The organism is Sphingobacterium sp. G1-14, from assembly GCF_002196555.1.
Taxonomy (GTDB): domain Bacteria; phylum Bacteroidota; class Bacteroidia; order Sphingobacteriales; family Sphingobacteriaceae; genus Sphingobacterium; species Sphingobacterium siyangense.
In genome coordinates, this window is record NZ_CP021381.1 from 4,694,424 (window position 1) to 4,715,965 (window position 21,542).

The 21,542-nt window shown below is 40.2% G+C and carries 17 protein-coding genes; 14 read left to right on the top strand and 3 right to left on the bottom strand.

From position 1 onward, the window contains the following. Positions 1–58 precede the first annotated feature (58 nt). From CBM24_RS20285 to CBM24_RS20335, 11 genes are all read left to right on the top strand, one after another. A complete protein-coding gene (locus tag CBM24_RS20285; RefSeq protein ID WP_075993755.1) occupies positions 59–436 on the top strand; it encodes a hypothetical protein in 378 nt (125 codons plus the stop codon). Further along, complete coding sequence (locus tag CBM24_RS20290; protein ID WP_157698357.1) at positions 433–1,413, top strand: IS3 family transposase; 981 nt, start codon at positions 433–435, stop codon at positions 1,411–1,413. The genes CBM24_RS20285 and CBM24_RS20290 overlap by 4 nt, the downstream gene beginning before the upstream one ends. Positions 1,414–1,740: 327 nt before the next feature. Next, positions 1,741–2,820 carry a fatty acid desaturase gene (locus CBM24_RS20295; protein ID WP_232475586.1) on the top strand — a complete coding sequence of 360 codons (1,080 nt, stop codon included), beginning with the start codon at positions 1,741–1,743 and terminating at the stop codon, positions 2,818–2,820. 138 nt (positions 2,821–2,958) lie between these two features. Next, the gene (locus CBM24_RS20300) at positions 2,959–3,522 is read left to right on the top strand and encodes an RNA polymerase sigma-70 factor (protein WP_232475587.1); all 564 of its coding nucleotides are present in this window, start codon (positions 2,959–2,961) and stop codon (positions 3,520–3,522) included. Between the two features lie 21 nt (positions 3,523–3,543). Further along, complete coding sequence (locus CBM24_RS20305) at positions 3,544–4,143, top strand: hypothetical protein (RefSeq protein WP_088162490.1); 600 nt, start codon at positions 3,544–3,546, stop codon at positions 4,141–4,143. Between the two features lie 9 nt (positions 4,144–4,152). Beyond that, entirely contained in the window at positions 4,153–5,355 is a 1,203-nt protein-coding gene (locus tag CBM24_RS20310; RefSeq protein WP_088162491.1) for a hypothetical protein, read from the top strand. Positions 5,356–5,487: 132 nt separating this feature from the next. Next, positions 5,488–7,911 carry a TonB-dependent receptor gene (locus tag CBM24_RS20315; RefSeq protein WP_088162492.1) on the top strand — a complete coding sequence of 808 codons (2,424 nt, stop codon included), beginning with the start codon at positions 5,488–5,490 and terminating at the stop codon, positions 7,909–7,911. Between the two features lie 23 nt (positions 7,912–7,934). After that, positions 7,935–9,158 (top strand): DUF4374 domain-containing protein, encoded by a 1,224-nt coding sequence (locus CBM24_RS20320; RefSeq protein WP_088162493.1) that lies wholly within the window; start codon positions 7,935–7,937, stop codon positions 9,156–9,158. Positions 9,159–9,278: 120 nt separating this feature from the next. After that, a complete protein-coding gene (locus CBM24_RS20325) occupies positions 9,279–9,977 on the top strand; it encodes a DUF4198 domain-containing protein (RefSeq protein WP_088162494.1) in 699 nt (232 codons plus the stop codon). Positions 9,978–9,984: 7 nt separating this feature from the next. Continuing rightward, positions 9,985–11,340 carry a PepSY-associated TM helix domain-containing protein gene (locus CBM24_RS20330; protein ID WP_088162495.1) on the top strand — a complete coding sequence of 452 codons (1,356 nt, stop codon included), beginning with the start codon at positions 9,985–9,987 and terminating at the stop codon, positions 11,338–11,340. 73 nt (positions 11,341–11,413) lie between these two features. After that, positions 11,414–13,771, top strand: coding sequence for a TonB-dependent receptor domain-containing protein (locus tag CBM24_RS20335; RefSeq protein WP_088162496.1), 2,358 nt, complete (start codon positions 11,414–11,416; stop codon positions 13,769–13,771). Positions 13,772–14,115: 344 nt separating this feature from the next. Here CBM24_RS20335 and CBM24_RS20340 read toward each other — a convergent pair whose 3' ends face one another. Then, positions 14,116–14,463 carry a winged helix-turn-helix transcriptional regulator gene (locus CBM24_RS20340; protein ID WP_075993765.1) on the bottom strand — a complete coding sequence of 116 codons (348 nt, stop codon included), beginning with the start codon at positions 14,461–14,463 and terminating at the stop codon, positions 14,116–14,118. A 103-nt stretch (positions 14,464–14,566) separates the two neighbouring features. On the opposite strand from CBM24_RS20340, the gene CBM24_RS20345 reads away from it, so the two are divergent. Beyond that, positions 14,567–15,454, top strand: coding sequence for an NmrA family NAD(P)-binding protein (locus CBM24_RS20345; RefSeq protein WP_088162497.1), 888 nt, complete (start codon positions 14,567–14,569; stop codon positions 15,452–15,454). 197 nt (positions 15,455–15,651) lie between these two features. Here CBM24_RS20345 and CBM24_RS20350 read toward each other — a convergent pair whose 3' ends face one another. Further along, positions 15,652–18,465 (bottom strand): PAS domain S-box protein, encoded by a 2,814-nt coding sequence (locus tag CBM24_RS20350; protein WP_088162498.1) that lies wholly within the window; start codon positions 18,463–18,465, stop codon positions 15,652–15,654. A 598-nt stretch (positions 18,466–19,063) separates the two neighbouring features. Here CBM24_RS20350 and CBM24_RS20360 point away from each other — a divergent pair. Together CBM24_RS20360 and CBM24_RS20365 are read left to right on the top strand one after the other, a co-directional pair. Further along, positions 19,064–19,786: a ferritin-like domain-containing protein gene (locus tag CBM24_RS20360; protein ID WP_075993770.1), complete on the top strand. Its 723-nt coding sequence runs from the start codon at positions 19,064–19,066 to the stop codon at positions 19,784–19,786. Between the two features lie 21 nt (positions 19,787–19,807). Then, positions 19,808–20,641, top strand: a complete 834-nt coding sequence (locus CBM24_RS20365; protein ID WP_088162500.1) for a ferritin-like domain-containing protein — start codon at positions 19,808–19,810, stop codon at positions 20,639–20,641. Between the two features lie 63 nt (positions 20,642–20,704). Here CBM24_RS20365 and CBM24_RS20370 read toward each other — a convergent pair whose 3' ends face one another. Further along, positions 20,705–21,541 carry an anti-sigma factor domain-containing protein gene (locus CBM24_RS20370; protein WP_088162501.1) on the bottom strand — a complete coding sequence of 279 codons (837 nt, stop codon included), beginning with the start codon at positions 21,539–21,541 and terminating at the stop codon, positions 20,705–20,707. Position 21,542 lies beyond the last annotated feature (1 nt).

A 21,542-nucleotide genomic window follows, 5' to 3' on the forward strand; every position in this document is an offset into this window, starting at 1 on the left:
TGTCCATTCCTGAAAAAGGTTTACAAAAACCGAATATTAAAATCTTAAATTTAATATTATGAAAAAGCGTATGACAAAACGTAAATCAGGGGGACAGCAAGTTTACAGTGATAGCTTCAAGATCCTCGTTTCCAGAGAATACCTTGCCGGCAAGCTGAGTTATTCGCAACTTGCCCAGAAGTACAATCTTCCGGGGGAAGCCACTCCGCGGTATTTTATGAAATGGTACCAGCAGTGGGAAAACAATCTGGAGCTGGAAGTTTCCCAGACTGTTGAGCCAGAAGACACTGGGGTGAAAAATGAGCAGGATCTCAGGGATGAACTCTTCCAGGCGAACCTCAAAATTACTGCCCTGGAGATGCTGATCAAAAAAGCGGAGGAGCTCCATGGGGCTGATTTTGTAAAAAAGTCTGGGGCCAAATCGTCCAAGAAATGAAGTCGTGTTACCAGAATGTTTCGGTCTCCAGACTTTGTGGACTATTTGGCAGAACAAGGCAATCCTACTATAAATATATGGGCAGAGAACAGGAATACTCCGTTCGCAGCGGGCTTGTGCTGGCGCGGGTACGTGAAATTCGGAAGGACTCCCATCGCATGGGTACCCTTAAACTCCGCAGCATATTGGTCAAAGAAATGGGTAGTGCGATGGTTGGACTGGGAAGGGACGCTTTCTTCAGACTGTTGCGCGAAAATGACCTTTTGGTCAAATGCAAACGCAGGTATGCCATCACCACCCAGTCCGACCACCGTTTCAAAAAGTGGCCCGACCTTGTGCAGCGCAGGCAGGCCCTGCGTCCCGAGCAGATATGGGTAAGTGACATCACCTACATCCGCATCCGGGACAAATGGATCTACCTGTGCCTGGTCACAGATGCCTATTCCCGAAAGATCGTGGGCTACAAACTTACGCACAGGCCAACAGCACAGGCCTGTATATCAGCGCTCAGGATGGCAATATCACATAGAATGTATCCACAGAGCGATCTGACCCACCACTCCGATCGCGGCATCCAGTATTGCAGTACAAATTATGTCACTATATTGCAGGAAAATAGGATTACAATAAGCATGACACAATCCGGAAGCCCGTACGACAATGCCGTGGCAGAAAGGCTAAATGGCATCCTAAAAAGCGAATATCGCATGGCTGAGACCTTTCCAGACTACAAAACGGCACTTGCACAGCTGGTCAAGGCAGTCAATATATACAATCATTTTAGGCCACATATGTCCTGCAATATGATGTCTCCCCAGCAGGCACATCAGCAATTGCAGAACCAAAAAGTTCCCAAAATGTTTCAAAGACGTAACGCTGAGTCAAAAAAGTTCCGCAGCAAAACTAGGGAAACTGTGGTTAGGGAAAGGACAACCGATAACAGTCAGAAAACGGACAATGACAACCAAATCCAGTAGAAAAAATAGGATGTAAAATCTATATAGTAATCTGTTCGGTAAATGTAAACCTATTTCAGTATAAGACACTTCGGAGATTACTCGATGCTTGTTCGGTGCTCGTTCGGAGCTTGTTCGGAACTTCTTCGGTGCTTCTTCGGTTGGGAGCGAATAAATAGCGACTAAGCTCCGAGGAAAAAACGTCGATTGTATGAGTAAATATCGAAAACTATATAAGGTTAAACTTACCGCGTATGGGATTCGCTTTCCTTACAGTATTTTATTTTTTCAAATAGCCTGATACATCTTAAGGATATGTTAAACTTTTCGTATTAACACTTTTTAACGATGTTAAATGGTAGCTTTAGCAAATATTATAATTTACATCAACCACAAATGCCCTTTTTAGACCATGTTCTGCAAGTTCCTACCTACGGATGGAAAGACAACGATGGAAACCTCGTAAAGCCAAGCAAAAAAGAAATTTTCAGCGAATTCTTCAAACGCCTCAATATTTTTAAAGATAAAAGAAATTGGTTACCCTTTTTTAGCTGGCTAAAAGTAGCTTGCCTCATCCCCTTTTTTATCATCTTTTTGGTGTACCACTTCAGTTGGTGGACTGTCTTGGCAGCATTTGTCTACAGTATGATCGTTATGGGGACTCATGGTACGATATGGCACCATCGATTTGCAACACATGGCGCATTTAAATTCCGGAACGGATTCTGGCGTTTTTTCACACAGAATCTGACTATTAATGTAATTCCAGAAGAAATATATGTGATTTCACATCATGTTCATCACGCAAAATCTGACACCCCTGGTGACCCTTATAATGCACAAGCTGGCTTTCTATACTGTTTTTTAGCCGATGTAAATCATCAGCCTATTGCTAAGGACCTTACGGAAAATTCATATAACCGTGTTAAATTACTGATGCGACATACAGGTGTAACCGCCAATAGTTATGCACAATATCGAAAATGGGGGTCGTACGTAAATCCTTCCCATGCTATCGGATCCTGGATACTAAACTGGGCTTTTTGGTATGCCATTTTCTATTTGATCGGTGGCCACGCGCTTGCCTGTACACTCTTTGGTGCGGCCGGTTTCTGGGCAATCGGTGTACGGACATTCAACTATGAAGGCCATGCAAAAGGTGAAGACAAGCAACGTGAAGGTATTGATTTCAATGAGAAAGACAAATCGATAAATCAGTTATGGCCCGGCATTGTAGCGGGTGAATGGCACAACAACCATCATTTATATCCTAAGAGTGCACGGAGTGGTTTTAAGCCTTATCAGATTGACCTCGCTTGGTGTTATATCAAAATGATGTATAAACTCGGCGCAGTCAGTAGTTATCGGGATGACAAGAAAAGATTTGACGAACAATATCGTATCCCCTACCTAAAATCTAAGGAATAATCAATCGCTCCTATTATAGTTTTAACCTGTTACCGGCTTCAGCTGGATAGCACGAGAACAACTAAGTCAACGTAGCGCGATAGTAGATTACTGCATTTTATTTGGAACAAGTCTAAATAGAGTGTATATTTGGGTGCTTTGAAAACCTCCGTACGTAAAATAGAGATCAACAAACAACAATTTGAAGAGTTCTTTCAACTGTATTGGAAGAGAATGTTTTCATTTGCGCTTAAAAGTGTAGACAATGAAGATGATGCAAAAGAAATTGTTCAAGATGTCTTCAAATCTCTGTGGGAAAGAAGATATCAGCTAGAACTTCAGGATGCGGAGCGTTATCTATTGCGTTCGGTAAAATTAAAATCGCTAGAATTTCTTCGGAATAAAGGAAATAAAGAAAGACATCATGAGCTGATCTTAAATAGCAAAGCAACATCTTACGAAGACAATTATATTTATTACAAAGAACTCAAAAATCACTTGGATCAAGCTGTTGATTCTTTACCCAAACAATGCAAAAATGTCTATAAACTGAGTCGCGACGAAGGGTTAACGAACAAAGAGATTGCAACAAATCTACTTATTTCAGAGCGAGCAGTCGAATATCATATCAGTAAAGCATTGTCAGTTATCAAAATAAGACTTAAAAAGTATTGCAATATCAATATTGCGAGATTCCTATTAATTACTTTTTTGTACTTTTGAATATACGTGGATTATCAAAAGATGGAAATCAACCAAGAAATACTTAAAAAATATGCTTCAGGTCAATGCTCTGAAGCTGAAAAGCATGCGGTTGAAAAATGGTTGGATAATAATTCATGGGATAGTATTGCGGAAAATAACCATGTCGATGAACTAGTTGGATCGGACATGTGGAATAAAATTAATGCCGATGTATATCGATATAGAAAATTCCATTGGGCCAAAATTACTGCCGCCGCCGCAGTTCTTGTAATCGGTTTTTCTGTTTTCTATCTATCTCCCCCTGCTCTGGATAATCATACCTTTACCAATACATCAATTGAGAATAGCAAGCTCTTTACCGAAGATCATTATGATTTACAGTTAAGTAAAAATAGCACGGCCAATATTGATTTGGTCAATAAAAAACTAACCTTCAGCGGAGACTTTATGATCACACCTAAACGGGACTTTGAGCTTGTGGATAGCAACCATAATGTTCTTGTATTTAAGGCCGGGCGAGAATACTTTGTTTCTGATTCTCCGGATTTTGGTAAAATCGTTGCTTTTCAAAAAAGTGATTTGGCATTCCTCCCGTCCAATATGCAGATTAAAATTAGAGAACAATTTCAAAGCATTTAATAGACAAACATGAAGCGATTAGTATTGTTGTCTTTCCTTGCAACTTTTATTTTTTCCTGTCAACAAATTTCCAACAAAAACATAGATCCTGATTTTGTTTTTTGTCTGTTCAACAAAGATGAAAGCCCAACCAGTTTGTTTTTCTCCGAAAGTCTGGAGGACACCCGACAAGCTACGCTACAAATCCCTTTGTCCAGCTCACGAATTCAGGAACGGGAATATATCTATAAAAATGGCTTCTTTTATCGGTTGTCAAGCCAAACCAGTGTATTTACAAAACATCGATTACAGGGGGCGTCCTTGGTCCTTATTGACAGTATACAATTAAAGAATCGCGACTTTGAAACCATCACCTGGAAAGATGACAACAATTTAATTGCGCTATGCCGAGAGGATCTTATTGCAAAAAAAGCCCAGGCCCGACTCTATCAGATTAATGTTGCAGAGATGAAAATTATTAAGGAGGATACCATCACACTTCCCTTTGCAACAAAAGAATATAACGCACTACACCTCGGACTTGTTGATATTGAAAACAATAACCTTTGGCTGGCCTATTCCTTCTTCAAATCACGCGGGAAATATGGACATACCACATCTGATACGACCTATTACGCCACAATAAACTATCCTAGCTTTACACTTCAACAAATTCAGAAAGAAACCCGTTCGACCTATCCCGGTGGCTTCAACATCATACAATCCTATAGTTTTAAAGACGAATTAGGGGACTATTATTTTATGACCAATCCTGGCATAGCGCTGGGCAATAATTTAAAGCTTCCAACAGCAATTTTTAGAAAGAAGCAAGGGCAGCAGCTCGTCGATCAGCACTTTATGATCAATGTTTCCAAGTCAATTGGTAATCATGCCTATGGGATCTGGTATGTGGGCGACGGAAAGGCGATTGTTCGCAATGAACAGAAGAATTTATACACCGATTTTTCCAATTATCACGCAGTTTATCAGTTCGAATATAGACTGGTGGATTTAAAATCTGGTTCCATCGAAAGAATTCCGCTCCCATTGGATAAAGGTACCCAAAAAGAGAACGTCTGGAGTGACAAAAAGGATGTTTATATAGCGATAGATGGTGCAAATGATGAGCATCGTGTATGGAAGTATAATTTGCAGACAAAAGAAATCTCCAAGGGGATCCAACTCCCCAATAGTACAAACTTTATTGTACGTATGGATTATTTGAAAAAATAATCCATAGTTTCTTCAAAAAAAACAAAGCTCATAATCAACTATTTGCATATTTTCTAAAAAAATAGCTGAAATCAACATTCGGTAAGCGATCGGTATAGGCAACCTTCTTGTATATACTTAATCTAAATAAAAATGTTGAAGTCAACATCTACTTTTTTACTCTTATTAATTTTTACCGTATTTACACAGGCCCAGACCTCCCAAAAGAACGTTATTTCAGGTTTTGTCAAAGATAATTTTGGAAGACCAATCCCAGGTGCAACAATACTTCTAAAAGATCAGGTCAATGGTACCTCATCCGATGTAGATGGATATTATAAGCTACATACGAATATCCCGAACAAGGCCATCATACGTGTCACTGCGGTGGGATATAACTACGAAGAGCGACCTCTAAACGGGAAAAATATTCAGGACTTTCAACTTATCGAGGATCGCAATTATATCGACGAGGTAACCGTAACAGCACATAGGAAAACTGAAAATGAGCAGAAAGTAGCGGAAATAAAGCGATCGGGCTTTAATGTCAGTGTCATTGACATGAATAAACATGCCAACGAAGCTGCCAATTTAACACAGGTTTTAAAGCGTGCCACAGGAGTCACTATTCGTGAAGATGGTGGATTAGGCTCCAACTTTGTATTCCGTATCAACGGGCTCGATGCAAAAATCTATATTGATGGTGTTCCCATGGAAAACTTTGGGTCATCGATGTCCTTAAATAATATTCCTGTCAATCTGATTGATCGCGTCGAAGTTTACAAAGGTGTAGTTCCCGCTTTTCTGGGTTCCGATGCGCTCGGAGGTGCTGTCAATATTATTACAAAGCGCCGAGCAAGACCTTATCTGGATCTGAGTTATTCCTACGGCTCATTCAATACACATCAGGCAGCCGTAGTCGGCACATTTACCAATCCCAAAAACAAACTTTCCTTCCGGATGAATGCATTTTACAATCATTCCGACAATGATTATAACATGTATACTAACGAAAAGTACAACGTTCTTATCGAGAACACCGTCGACAACAAGTATGTCACGATCCCCAAAGCCAAGCGTTTTAACGATGCTTACACTTCAGCCATGGGACAATTGGAGGTCGGTTTTCGCGACGTATCCTGGGCTGATCAGTTCTATGCAGGTCTGACCTATTCACAAAATCACAAAGAAAACCAACTTGGGGCCTCACTTAGCAAAGTGTTTGGCGGAGCATGGTCTGAAAGCAAATATCTGATGCCGACCCTGAGCTATAAAAAAAGCAATTTTCTTATCAATCGCCTATACGCAGATATTTTCACAAGCTATAGCTACGATACCCGCTACGTGCGGGATACAGCTATGTACAATTACGATTGGTCCGGAAACTGGATCTCGAATTACAATGCCACAACCCCGAATCCCCAAAAAGATACAAAGTATAATTTGTCAAATTATCTCGCGCGCGTAAATCTAAACTATGACTTTGATGAAGCGCGTAATCAGAGTTTAAATTTCAATTACAATTTCAATAGCAACGATCAGAAACAATATGAACTGATTGGCAATTATGACCGGTCTGGTTTGCCATCCTACTTGGGCCGACATATTTTGGGTTTGTCATGGCAAAACCAATGGTTTGACAAGCGCCTATCAAATGTTTTAGCCGTAAAATATTACCGCATGAATGCCTCAAAAGATATTGACGAACGCACCTTTGATGCAAACAACAATTTGATCAGCGGTGGGATAATCAGTCAAAAAAAGCAAGGGAATTACTACAGCATGAGTTTAGCCTCACGGTATAGGATAACCAAGGATGGCGGTTGGAAACTATCTTATGAAAGAGCATACAACTTACCTTCTATGACGGCTCTTTATGGTGACGGTATCAATACAACATCCAACTGGGATTTAAAGCCCGAACGGAGTGACAATATCAACACTGGGTTTTACTACAATACGTATATTAATCAAAATCACTTTCTGAATGTCGATTTAACAGGTTTCTATCGCTTGGCAGATAACTATATAACCAGCCGTGCGGTCATGCAGAATGGAAATGCCTATTTTCAAAGCTATAACGAACCTGGAGTAAAGCTCTACGGCTTTGAGGCCGAAGTCAAATATGGCCTTAAAGATCTTTTAGCAGTTACCCTGAATGGTTCTTACGATAAAGCTACTTACAACAAAAAATACACAGACGATTCAGACAATAAACAAATTAGCCTCACTTATGGCAAACAACTCATTAATCGCCCTTGGATCTATGGAAACGCTGATATAAGCCTGATCCAGAATAACTGGTTTCAGCAAGGAAGCAGAGTGCAACTCTCCTACTTATATCAATACACGCACTGGTTTTATCTGACAGAATCATACTTGGGATCACTTGAATCCAAAGATCTCATCCCTTCCCAAAATATCCATTCTGCGGTACTTAGTTACGCTTGGGACCGGAACAAATACAATGTATCCTTTGAGGCTAGAAATTTAACAGATGAACGAGCATACGACAATTTTCGACTGCAACGACCTGGACGTGCATTCTACGTCAAGCTGAGATTATCCATTATGTAAAAAACAAATAAATATATATTTTTATGAAAATCAATAAATTCGCCATCGCAATATTTGCTGCGACTGTGTTATTTTCTTCCTGCAAGAAATCACCTGACACCACTTCACCTGATGAAACTACACCGACTTCAAATAGCTTATATAGTGTATGGGTGACGACCGCAGCGGGTTCATCTTACCTGCTTACCGCAGATAATTTAATGAAAGATACCCTGCTCACTCCGAACAACAATCAAGGAATCGATATTACCTCTCACCTACCAGCAGCATTCTATGCCATTTACGCTTATGCCTATGAAGGTAAATATTACCTGTCAAATGATGGAACAAGATTTAGTCAATTTGAAGTAGTCAATAGTAAATCTTGGAAAGAAACGAACAATTACGCTTTCCCTGGAAATTTCTATCTGGGAAAAGTACTAAAAGATATTAGCACAAAAGATGAAATGGTCATGACTAAAACAGCTGGTACGACCAATAAAGTGAAAAATGTACTGGAACAACCGATTTATTTTATGAATATCAACAATATGACAATCAATAAAACAATTGGTATAGAAATTCCAATGATCACTTTTAACCCCAAAACTCCGGAAGGAAAAGATCATAATCCATATATCGTACCGACGAGCTTCACACAAAGAGGCGACAAATTATTTGTCGGACACAAATACAGAAGCAATGAAACTCGTAAAGATATCATCGACACGGCCTACATGTATGTGTGTGATTATCCGAGTTTAGCGAATGGGAAAATTATAAAAGATGCCAGAGGAGGATTCGCTGCAGGACACTGGGAAGTACAGACACTTACTTTTACAGACGACAATAATGATCTATACATCGTGACGAAAAAGACTGATGCTGCTACCTATGGTTTACTGCGTATCAAGGCTGGCCAGACTACGTTCGATCCAGATTATTTCTTCGACTTGAAAGACTACAACGTTTTCAGCAACAACATTTCACAAGTTCAAAAACTAGGTGATGGCAAGGTTTACATTAGTCCATTTGTGGTCGATCCGGCAAATAAAAAGATTGTTGCAGATCTTCGGATTTTAGTCGGTGGTGGAGAATCTAAAACAACGATGAACTTTATGGAAAATGGAAAATTATACGATGTATTCAAGACAGATGAGTCTAAATGGTATGTGTATGAATACGATCCAGCAAAAAATTCGGTAAAACGCGGTGCCGAGATCGATCCAGGAATTACACAGGTTTATCACTTGAACAAGCTTAAATAAAACACCACTAAGTTTAGGAAATACCTAGTCGATGACACCTTCAAAACTCGAGTACTCGATGATAAAACAGGCAAAATCGAATCTAGGTATTTCTAAAATATAACTCCTAGTTTAAATCAAATGAAAACAATACTCATTAACCTCTTCACATTTTTTATTGTGTTGTCAGCTTCGGCACATGCTGTCTTTATTGAAACCTCACTGCAAGGGAACAAAGGAAAGATCCATACGGTAAAGGTCATTTATGGTGAACCCGATGAACATGAACTTATCTCAAAATGGTGGTGGTATAAAGATGGTACGCAGATTAGGTTGACATTGATCAAACCTGATGGAAGCACAGCCGCCTTGATAACAACTGCTCAAGAAGATCACTTATTGGCCTCATTCACCCCTGACCAAGAGGGCGTATACCACATTACCCTAAAAAAAGATACAGATCGCAAAGAAGGAGCCAAAACACAGTATCAGATCAATGCGATAGCGACAATCCAAGTCGGAAATTCCACTATTGGAAATACAGCAACCCATATCGAAAATGAATTGTTTGTCTTTACGAACAATATAGTTTCCAAAAATAAAAAAGAGCTGTCGTTGACTTTATTCGAAAAAGGTAAACCTGCAGCAAATACAGCTGTTCAGATCATTGCACCCAGCGGATGGATTAAATGGCTGCAGACAAATGACCAGGGTATAATCAAATTCACGCCAGAATGGACTGGTAAATACTTTGCGGAAGTATCGAAAAGGGAAAAAGTTACAGGACAAGACTTTGAAGAGTATAGCCGCGCAAGCTCTATGAGTTTTGCCGTAAACTAATGTGGACATGGCTGTAAGAAAGAAGAAAAATAATTCGCTGTTCAGGCAGATCAATAATTGGTTGCACCTTTGGCTGGGATTAATTTCAGGTAGTATTGTATTTGTGATCTGCCTGATGGCCTGCCTTTGGGTTTTTAACCATGAGATTATCGATCTTGTTATCCCGAAAAAAGAAAGGCAATATATCCTTGCTTCCAGCCAGTCCTTGATTTCGCCCTCAAGGATCGTCGGAATAGCAGACTCACTCTATCCTAATGCTGTAGTAAGGGGCATTACCTATACCCGGGATCACCCCATTTCCTTTACCCTCAAAAAAAAGGAACAAGAGGACAAAGGCAGAGAAGCTAATTCAAAAGCAAACGCACAGGTGCATCTATTACACCCATATACAGGCCAATATCTAGGTTTGCAAACAGAAGACAATTCCAAGGAAGCGCAGTTAAGAGAAAAATTGAACAGCTTTTTTGCATGGACGCTGAGTGGACACCGTTTTCTGTGGCTTCCCAGAGAAATTGGTCGCCCCATTGTAAACTATGCAACCTTGGTCTTTAGTATTACTTTAATCACAGGATTGGTCTGGTGGTATCCCAAAAAATGGACAAAATCAACTCGGGAAAAAAGCTTTCGGATCAAATGGAAAGCTGGTTGGAAAAGAATTAATTTGGATCTGCATAATGTGGTTGGCTTTTATTCTTTTATTTTGATTCTATTATTGGCCATAACTGGAATGTATTATGGTATCGAGTGGTTTAACAGAGCCTTGTATTGGTCAACAAACTGGGGAACGCCGCTAGCCGAAAGAACTTCTGTCCAATCCGATTCAACAAAAATTGGTCAAATAACCCTTTTTTCAACAGCTTTTGATCGAGAGATTGAGACGATTTTAACCCAATATAAAGATCCACACTACTTGACAATCACCTATCCAGACAAGGAAAAAAAGGACGCTACGATTTCGGTCTATATTCGCAATGACATGGATCGACAGTATAACAATCGCTATTATTCATTCGATCAGTACAGCGGGGCATTTCTACCCAATAACATTTCCTTATTCAACAAGGATTTTGCCGAATTAAGTGCAGGTGAAAAATTCAGAAGACTCAATTACGATATTCATGTGGGGTCAATTTGGGGATTCCCCACAAAAATGCTGGCTTTTGTACTCACCTTTATAGCAGGTACGCTTCCTATTACAGGCTTCATTATATGGTACAATCGCAAATGGGGAAAGAAAAAAGGCAGCAATAAATTGGGCAGGGAATTGCATAGCGGGGAAGAAATGGACGTATCAAATACGAACATACAAACAACAATACGAAAACCACCGATTCGTTTCCGTCCAAAATCCACAAACCTTTAGGTTTTCGAACCACTACTATTTAATTTATGCTTAAACCGGTTCTTTCTCGAAGAGGACAAAGGACACGATTATTATGACGAAATCTACATTATTATCTATATTACTTTCAGGCGCTGCCACTGGACTTGTCGCACAAACGAAATTATCTGGAAAAATATTTGACAAAGACGGGCATCCAATCAAAGGTGCCACAGCCAGTCTTTTACACTTAGCTGATTCTTCCCTGATCATGCAGGCAGATGCAGCTAAGGATGGCTCATTTCTACTGCATACGCCTAAAAATGGAAATTATCTTATACGCTATAGTTCAATCGGCTACACAACAGTACATAGTCGAGCATACCAGTTAGCTGGAGCCGAACACTCAGCACTGCCCATTTTTTTACAACCAGTTGAACATCTGATGGAAACTGTACATGTTGTTGGAAAGCAGGCTAGTGTACGCCAGTATGCCGATAAAATGGTAGTTGATGTCGAAGGAAGTGTATTAGCTGAAGGCAACAATGTCCTCGAATTATTGGAAAAAACACCGGGTCTTGTTTCGGACGGGAAAGGAAATTTTTCAATTCAGGGTCGCGCAGGTGCTAACGTACGCATCAATGGCCGTGATATGTATGTCTCCGGTGAACAGCTTGCCAGTATTTTACGCGGACTGCAAGCATCCGAAGTATCCAAATTGGAACTGATCAGTAACCCTTCGGCACGTGAAGATGCCGCGGGAACTGCCGGCATAATTAATATTGTGACCAAGCGAAATGCAAAGGCCGGTTTTGGGGGCGATGCCTTCATCCGTGCTGGACAGGGCCGACAATTTTATGGTGGTTTGGGCGGTGGATTACACTACAAGGTGAATGGGCTAGATATGTACTTGCAGGGAAATAAGAGCTTTGATCGGAGTAATAGCCATAATCTTACAGAAAGAAGTTTTTTTAACCAGGGTAATTTAACCTCCTTTCAGAGACAACACGAACGTAAGAAATTAGATGATGCCAGTTTTCATAGTGTTCGTGCTGGGGCAAAATATGAATTTTCGGATGGTGGAGTTTTGGATGGAAGTGTACACTGGATGACGGGCAATTATAAACCCTATGCATCTATCGAGATGGATACCTGGGATTATCCAGCCAATATTCAGACAGCGCAAGCAATCAGTAACAACCGTTTTGACGAGTCGTTTAAAAACTGGACATTTAATATCAATTATATTAATAAATACGAAGGAGAAGATCACTTTTTAAAATTCAACTTTGACTTTGCTCCACACGGAAACGATTATAATAACCGGTTTGAAACCGATCAGTTTAATTTGCAAACAAACACGCAATCTTCAACAGGGAGGACAAATATTCAGGACTTGAGTAATACGACCTATTCCGGAAGACTTGACTACAGTAAACCGTTAACAGATTCAAGCAAAATTGAGCTCGGCTGGAAAGGAACGTATTTTTTTATCAACAACGATGTCATAAATACGCTATTGGATAATGGCAAATGGATACAGGACAATGCCACCTCCAACCGCTTTCAATACACGCAGCATATCGAAGCGTTATATGCCATCTACTCTGGCAAATACAAACGAATAGAATATCAGGCTGGCCTGCGGGGAGAATATACATTTATAAATGCCAATCAGGTCACGTTGGACAAAAAAAATGACCAGCGCTATTTTGATCTGTTTCCAAGTGGATCATTGCTATATCATCTAAATGAGAAAAATACACTAAGAACATCCTTTAGCAGCCGTATTGAAAGACCGGGTGATCATGACATCAACGTATTTCGAATTTACGAAGATGCCTATAGCTACAATGAGGGAAATCCTGACCTGAAACCCGAGAAAAGCTATATTACGGAAATTGGTCACGGTTATAGGAACAAATTGTTCACCACAGTAGGTATTTCATATGGACGTGACATGATCAACTGGATTATCCGCCAAGGCGATAAAGTTGGTGAAAACTTGTCGAAACCAGAGAACATCGGGCGCTATATGAACTATAGCGCAAGTGTAATGTATAACCAAACGTTACGATCATGGTGGACAGCAAGCCACTATGTCAATGCATTTTACAATAACTACTCCGGAGAAATTGGAAATGTGAACTTAGATTCTAAAGGCTCAAGCTGGACAGCAAACAGCCGGCATACGCTGCAATTTAAATATGGATTTCGCAGCGAAATTGCATTTTATTATCGATCGGGAATTACTACTGGACCTTCCCGAACCGATAAAAGGTATGGTATAGATGTCGCCGCGGAGAAAAAAATGTTTGGAGATCGCGGCATGATCAAACTGACCGCAAATGGTCTGCTCAGAAATGCGAACCCGCAGTTGGTTAGTGAATATGGAGACCTTAAGGTATTTTATGCTGACTTTCCGGACAACAGAAAAGTCTTATTGTCACTGAGCTACCGATTTGGAGACTAAAGAAGGTGGACCTGCAATTTTGTCATATTAAGTAGACTGGCATAAAAAATGTAATACTATAAATTCATAATTTAGGTTTATAATTGGTTAGTTAAAACGCTTGAATTTCCCCGATTCAAGCGTTTTTTGTTCCTAAAAATTAGCTTATAGGGTCTAGGAGACCTTCATCGGTATTCGCCATTGCCACCGGTCTACCTTGTATCTTCCAAGCCGGGAAATAATAAAACCTGAAAAATGGAAACACATTACAAACATCACATTATATTAAACCTATATCCTGGCGAAAAGCATCTGCATTTGTCAAACAATCTTATCTTTAATAGCGATAGGAAAACGGTAAATGATTATTGATTTTCAAGTGCCCAATTGGCCATTGCCTGAATAACAGGAAATAAACCTACCCCTGCCGGACTTAATCGGTAGATCACAAAAGGCGGAACAACGGGTTTTGCCTCCCTTAAGATCAATCCATCCGCTTCCAATTGTTTTAAACTCTGAATGAGCATTTTTTCTGTAATTGCAGGGATACATTTTTTAAGTTCACTATATCTCTTACAATCCGTAGACAGATGATAGATAATAATTGGTTTCCAATATCCGCCGATCTTATCCATTGTGAAAGTTACAGGGCATAATTCCGCTGCAATTTTTTTGTTTTCCTGAATCGTCGATGTCTCCTTAATTGCTGTCATGATTGTCTTGTTTTTGCGTTCAGCATACTTACTATAGGGTAAGTACTTCCTTAAAAGAAAGTACAAATGTACTTTTGTATTATCACATATAAAAAAATAAACGATGAAAATTACAATAACAGGTTCTTTAGGAAATATAGGCAGACATTTAGTCGATATTCTTATCAAACAAGGTCATGAGGTAAGTGTAATCAGCAGTTCTCCTGAAAGAGCGAGCGAAATTGAACATTTGGGCGCTAAAGCGCTTATTGGTTCTATCTTAGATGTTCCTTTTTTAACCGCGAGTTTTTCAGGTGCAGATGCTGCTTTTCTGATGACTCCTCCCAATTTAGGTGGCCAACATATTGTTGAGAATACCGCAAATGCAGGAAAAGCCTACGCGACAGCCATAAAGTCGGCTGGCTTAAAAAAAATAGTGATGTTAAGCAGCGTTGGTGCTGATTTTGATGCTGGAACAGGACCAATTCGCGGTTTGCACCAAATTGAAGAGATATACAAAACACTACGCGATGTTCATATCACCTTTTTGCGTGCCGGATATTTCTACACGAATTTTTATAACGATATTCCATTAATCAAAAACGCAGGTATTGAAGGATCAAACTTCCCTGCAGAAATAAAAATTCCATTGGTTGATTCCTTAGATATTGCTACTGCCGCAGCCGATGCGCTCCAAAATTCAGAAGTTGGACATCACGTGCGTTATATTGTTAGCGATTATGTTTCAGGAGCAGAAATTGCCCACACATTGGGAGCTGCTATTGGTAATCCAAACCTGCCATGGATTGAATTTACCGACGAACAAGCTTTGGACGGTATGTTAAAGGCGGGACTTCCAACAGAAATTGCATCACTCTATGTAGAGATGGGGCAGGCAATCCGTGCAGGAAAATTACAACAAGATTTTGAAATTCAGGGTCAGCCTATCTATGGTAAGATCCAATTAAATCATTTTGCCATTGATTTTGCTAAACGATTCCAAAAACTATAGATCAATAAAAAAGAGTATTTTAAGTTGTAATAACTAATAAGATCGGCCCTTTTTTATTAAATTTAATAGGGATGAGCACGATATTCCATCGGACTCATCCCTATTAAACTAAACATCCTGCGCAGCTCTCTGAATAGGTTATGAAAAGCTTGAACTTCCTTCGTATCATACCATTAAAATTAGCCATGTGCCTAAAGTTAAACGGAAATACTCTTTATTAAAACAGAATACAGGTCTTCAGGCTTGACAGGTTTGATTAACCAACAACTTATAGCCAGAGAGTGACAAAGCAGCTCTATGTTTTGCTCTTCAGCACTAAAAATGGGAATGATGTTGTGCTCAAAATTGTTATTAAATTTTTTTTCGCGAATATTCTTTATTGTTTCGATACCACTGATAATAGGCAATTGATTGTCGATCAAGATAGCGTCAAAACAGCGTCCCCCTTTTAACATCTGTAATACTTCAAATCCAGTTTTTGCCTGTACGCTATCAATATTCTTTAAAGATAACATCCGAGCCAAGGCATTTCGTTCAGATTCTTCCTCGGCAACAACGAGTACATCCTTTATTTTTTTCAATTCCTCCCACTCATTTATTTCCCAGATAGAACGCGCACGAATGTTGAAAAAGAAACGGCTGCCTACACCAAAAGTACTTTCCAACTTCAATTCACTGTCCATCATTTTAAGCAGTTTATTCGATATCGTCAGTCCTAAACCAGTTCCGCCATAACGTTTAGTCATCGAGTTATCTTCTTGCGTAAATGCATCAAATATCCGCTCCAATTTATCCTCTTTGATACCTATGCCTGTGTCTTTGACACTAAAACACAGAACAGCCTGGTCTGTATCATGTGATTCTACTGTAATGCTTAGTTCAATGGTTCCTTTCTCGGTAAATTTTGTGGCGTTGCTCAATAAATTCATCAATACTTGCTTGATGCGGAGGGCGTCAACCCAGATATAATGTGGTACATCGGCAGCGATATTCAGATAAAACGCTAGATTTTTGGTTTTGATCTGCAGATTAAGAAAGTTCGTCAGCTGAATAACCAGGTCGTAGAGATCGGTCTGTTCAATCTCCAGTTCCAATTTGCCGGCTTCAATTTTAGAGAAGTCTAGAATGTCGTTTACGATGCCAAGCAATAAATTAGCGGATTGATCAACGATCGTAAGGTATTCGCGTTGCGTATCTTCAAGTGCTGTTCCAAGCAATAGATCGGTAAAGCCAACAATTCCATTCAGCGGTGTACGAAGCTCATGGCTCATATTTGCCAAAAATTGTGATTTTGCTGCACTTGCCTGCTCGGCTACTAATTTTGCCTTCTCCAGCTCCTCGCGTTGATGAATAATCCGGCTAATATCTGTCGCAATCGCAAGATAACCGATGACATTGTCATTAATATCCCTAATAAGAGTAACTGCTAAGGAAACATGTAATTGAGATCCATCTTTTCGACAATAGGTCCACTCTCTCTGCTCAGCACCGTGTAGCACTGCCATATCTACAAAGAAACGAAGTTTATCTACCGAACGTCCCAATTCGACCTCCAGTTCTTTCGTCCTCAACACGAGCTCCTCTTCTAAATGAAAGTGTGCAAGACCAAATTTACCAATCACTTCTTCACTACGATATCCCAAGAGGTTTTCGGCCCCTGTATTAAACAATGTGATTACACCAGCGTTGTCGGTCGCAATAATACCGACAGCAGAAGTTGCATCCAACACTTCTGCAAGTAGTTTTTTTGAATTTGAAGACTCAGCTTCGATACGTTTACGCTTATCAATATCCTGAAAGGTACCGTATAAACGGACACAATGACCATTTTCAAAATCAGCATTTCCCAATGCACGTATCCACAGTTCATGACCAACGAAGGTGACAATCTCTAGTTCCAGGTCCCAAGCTTCTCCCGTAGCGAGTGCCTGTTCAATTGCAGTCCGTATTTTATTTCTACTTGCTCCCGCTTTATAGAACTGTAACGCAGTTGTCAGCTCTGGTTCATAGTCTTCGGGTACCTCATGAATTTCTCTCGTAATTTCGGACCAAACAATCTTCCCATCAGCAGGCGTATATTCCCAACCCCCAATTCTAGCCACCCTTCCAGTCCGCATCAATGTCGCCTGTGCATGCTTAAGCTTCTTTTCTAGAAAATGTTGTTCTGTAATATCTACTGCATTACCAATCACATAAGGTATTTTGTTCTCACTGGCCTGCAGAATATTGTTAAACATCCAGATACGCATGTCACCCGAACGAGTCATGGTACGCATTTCTCCTTTGATTGTTCCATGCCGAACAATCGCGTCCAGGTAGTCCTGTAAATTCTTGTGCCCCTCCAATGGAACAATATCAAAAAGAGATAAAGTCTGAATCTCATCTCTCGTATAGCCTAAGATCCTAGCTCCAGCATCGTTGACGGTGATGAAATTCCCTTTCAGATCATGGGTACACATAAGCCCCTGAGAATTATCGAAAAATGCTTTCAGCTTTTGTTCACTTTCCCTGTACTTTTCTTTCTCCTTTCTGTTGACAATAAGCGCGACAACTTCATCCCGGAGAAGGGTTAGAATTTCTTTTTGATGCTGGTCGAGTTGCCTTGGAACACGATCGATAACACATAGCGCACCTAAGGCATAGCCATTGGGATCGATTAATGGTAAACCGGCATAATAACGGATATTTGGTTCTCGGGTAACAAGCTCATTGGATTTGAAACGTTCGTCTTTTTCAGCATCTTCAACTTCCATCAGTTGATCTTCTTCCAGCGTATACTGGCAGAAAGATACATCCCGTATGGTTTCTTCGGTATCCAAACCAACGCGTGACTTAAACCACTGCCTGTCTTTATCCACCAACGAGATCAATGAAATAGGTGTACCGCATACAAGCGATGCGATTTTCGTAATGCGGTCAAACTCTTCCTCGGTTGCGGTATTTAAAATTTCGTATTCGTGCAATATGCGAATCCGATCTGATTCATTCTTTGGGGATAATTTAGCAGTCATTCAAAAGCTTCTATTGTTATTAATGTTATCTTCGAATTCCTTATTGGTCCTCATGTATAGCTTGCTCTAGCGTACAAATGATTTTACACTATTTTTTAATCATTGATTTGAATCATTCCCACGCCCAACTAAAATATATTTTGTATTAACACTCCTGATTCTATGGTAAAACATCGAAAACCAGCGCTAGTAGCATGATAAATATAAACATGAACACCGCTACGTTAAAATAGTTTTAAATAAAAAAACAAACTATTAGATTAAAAGTCTACCAACAATAAGTACTCCACTCCCGCCTACCTTTTGCGCTTAAAATTATCCAAAGCCAACTGTTATCCTTTCCTAATAACACGCCATCTGAAACGAACATGCAATAAATGTAACGAATAATATATACCTGAGTCGATTGAAAATAGAAATCATCAAAATCTTTTAGGACTGTTCTGTCTTTGGCGCCCATAAAGGAGAAGATTATATCAGTTTTTCAATGCGAAAAAAATATTTTAAAAAAAATTGCACTTGTTAAATCCAAGCTTTCCAAAAAGTCGTAAATGGGTATAAGTACAGAGAAAAAATTATAAACTAAAAGACTTTTGTTATGGAAAAGATAACCTCCCACAACGAAACACTATTGAACTCCAATAGTGACATGGACAAAAGAGATCTCAGACGAAGAGACTTTTTAAAATATGCAGGAGCCAGCGCAGCGACATTAGCCATACTCGGTATGTCGAGCTGTAAAAAAGACCACGACGATGGTATGGATAACGGCGGCAAGGGCATGTATTTTGGCAGCGGCGACATTGCTATCCTAAATTATGCCTATGCACTTGAACAACTTGAAGCCGCATTCTACATCCAGTTAGTCAATAATCCCTATAGCGGTATGACGGATATGGAAAAATCTTTTTTCACCGATATCCGTGATCATGAAATTGCACACCGTGAGTTTTTCAAAGTGGCCTTGGGTGCAAAAGCCATTTCAAGTCTCGAATTTAACCTAGCTGGCGTCAATTTCAGTAGCCGTGAAACAGTACTGGCAACAGCAAAAACATTTGAAGACCTTGGTGTTTCGGCCTACAATGGTGCTGGTTGGCTAATCAAAGATGTCAATTATTTACTATTGGCAGGTAAGATTGTTTCCGTTGAAGCACGACATGCTGCTTGGGTCAGGGATATGATCGACAACGGCAGTTTTGCCAATCAAGAAGTAGTGGATTCAAATGGTCTTGATCTCGCAAAGAGTCCAAGCGTGGTGCTTAGTGCCGCTGCACCATTTATTAAGTCCAAGATTGATGTTAGTGATCTACCAACCTATTAATTCACCCAAAATCTGATTATCATGAATCTCTTAAACGTTTTTGAACAAATAAATGCTGTAGATCCTGAATTCAGCGATCGTATCAGCCCTCGCCGTGAAGCAATCAAAAGTTTGGCTTCCATGAGCAAAAAAGTAACCTTGGCTGCCCTGCCCTTTATGATAGGTGAACTCTTTAAAAAAGCCTACGGTGCCACTGCGCCCACAGATGTAAATGGAGTACTCAACTATGCCTTGACATTGGAATATCTCGAAGCAGAATATTATACAATGGGTGTTGCCAAAGCAGGGCTTATCCCCACAGGTAAACCACTTGGTGCGATAACCACCATTCGTGACCATGAAGTTGCACATGTGAATTTTCTTAAACAGGTATTGGGCAATAAAGCTGTTTCAAAACCAACCTTTGATTTTACTGCTGGTGGCACTTTTGGCAATGTTTTCAGTGACTATGATACATTTCTAGCTGTCGCACAAGCATTTGAAGATACTGGGGTAAGAGCTTATAAAGGCCAGGCGGGAATTTTACTTGGCAATCGCGTTGTACTGACTGCCGCACTGCAGATCCATTCGGTTGAAGCAAGACATGCCTCCCATATCCGTCAAATGCGCCGTGCCCGCGGAGGTGGAGCCGCCAATCAAAAACCTTGGATTACGGGAAGCAATGACAGTGGTATAGGAGCAGTTGTCAATCCGGTATATGCAGGCGAAAATAATGTGACACAAGCGGGAGTGGATATTACGACTTTGCCAGGTGCCTCGGGGAAAATTTCGACCAATGCGGCAACTCAGTCATTCGACGAACCTTTAACTGCAGAAGCTGTACTTAATATTGCAGGTTTATTTATAAAATCCTAACAAAAGACGTAGTTTACCTGTTTTTAGCATGTCCTGATCGGTTTATCCCATCAGGGCATTTTTTTATATACTCCCCATCACACATAATGCACTGAGCGTTGGCGCATCTTTGCCGCCTTCATCTTCCAGTGTAATGGCAAAAGCCTGAGCATGGGGAATATCGAGCATCTTACTTGCAGTGTCTCCTTTTGAGTCCAATGGAAAAACACCTGCATTAACAGGTTTACCGTCAACCATCGCCCACAACTGATATTGCTTTCCTTTAGGTGCAACAGGCATATGTTCGATACTCAGATAAACTGCCTTTGATGCCTGATCCCAAAATACCAAGGCACGATAATCGGGTGTATGCTCAACTCCCTTAAGAGGGATCGTTTTTATAGTTGGATTTTGAACCAGGGTCCATTTATCCTGTAAGGTTGTGAGTTTTTCTTGTTCAGCATCAAGTAAGGACGTTGTCTGATTTAACTTATTTGCTGTATCCTGTTTACGTTGATATAAGAAAATATTGGCACCAATACTAACCGCTAACAATAGACTCGCGGCAACCGTCCATGTGTAAGATCGAGCACCGAGCGTTTTCTTGTCGGCATCGATAGCAATTACTTCGTTATGGTCTGTCGAGGCGGGTGCGAGTACTTCGTTGACTTCCTGATCTTCGCTTGGCACCAGATTTTCCGCTATGAGTTTATTCCATATATCTTGTTTGAACTGCATAGGCATCTCCATCGCTTGGCTATCAGCCAACTCTTCGAGTGCAATTTCTGCTTCGATGATGGCTTGTTCCACTTCGACATTATTTTTTCGAATACAATTCAAGATGCTCACTTCCTCTTCAGAAGCCAGTCCCAAAACGTACGATTCAATAATCCCCGACGATATGTATGCTCTAATATCCAAA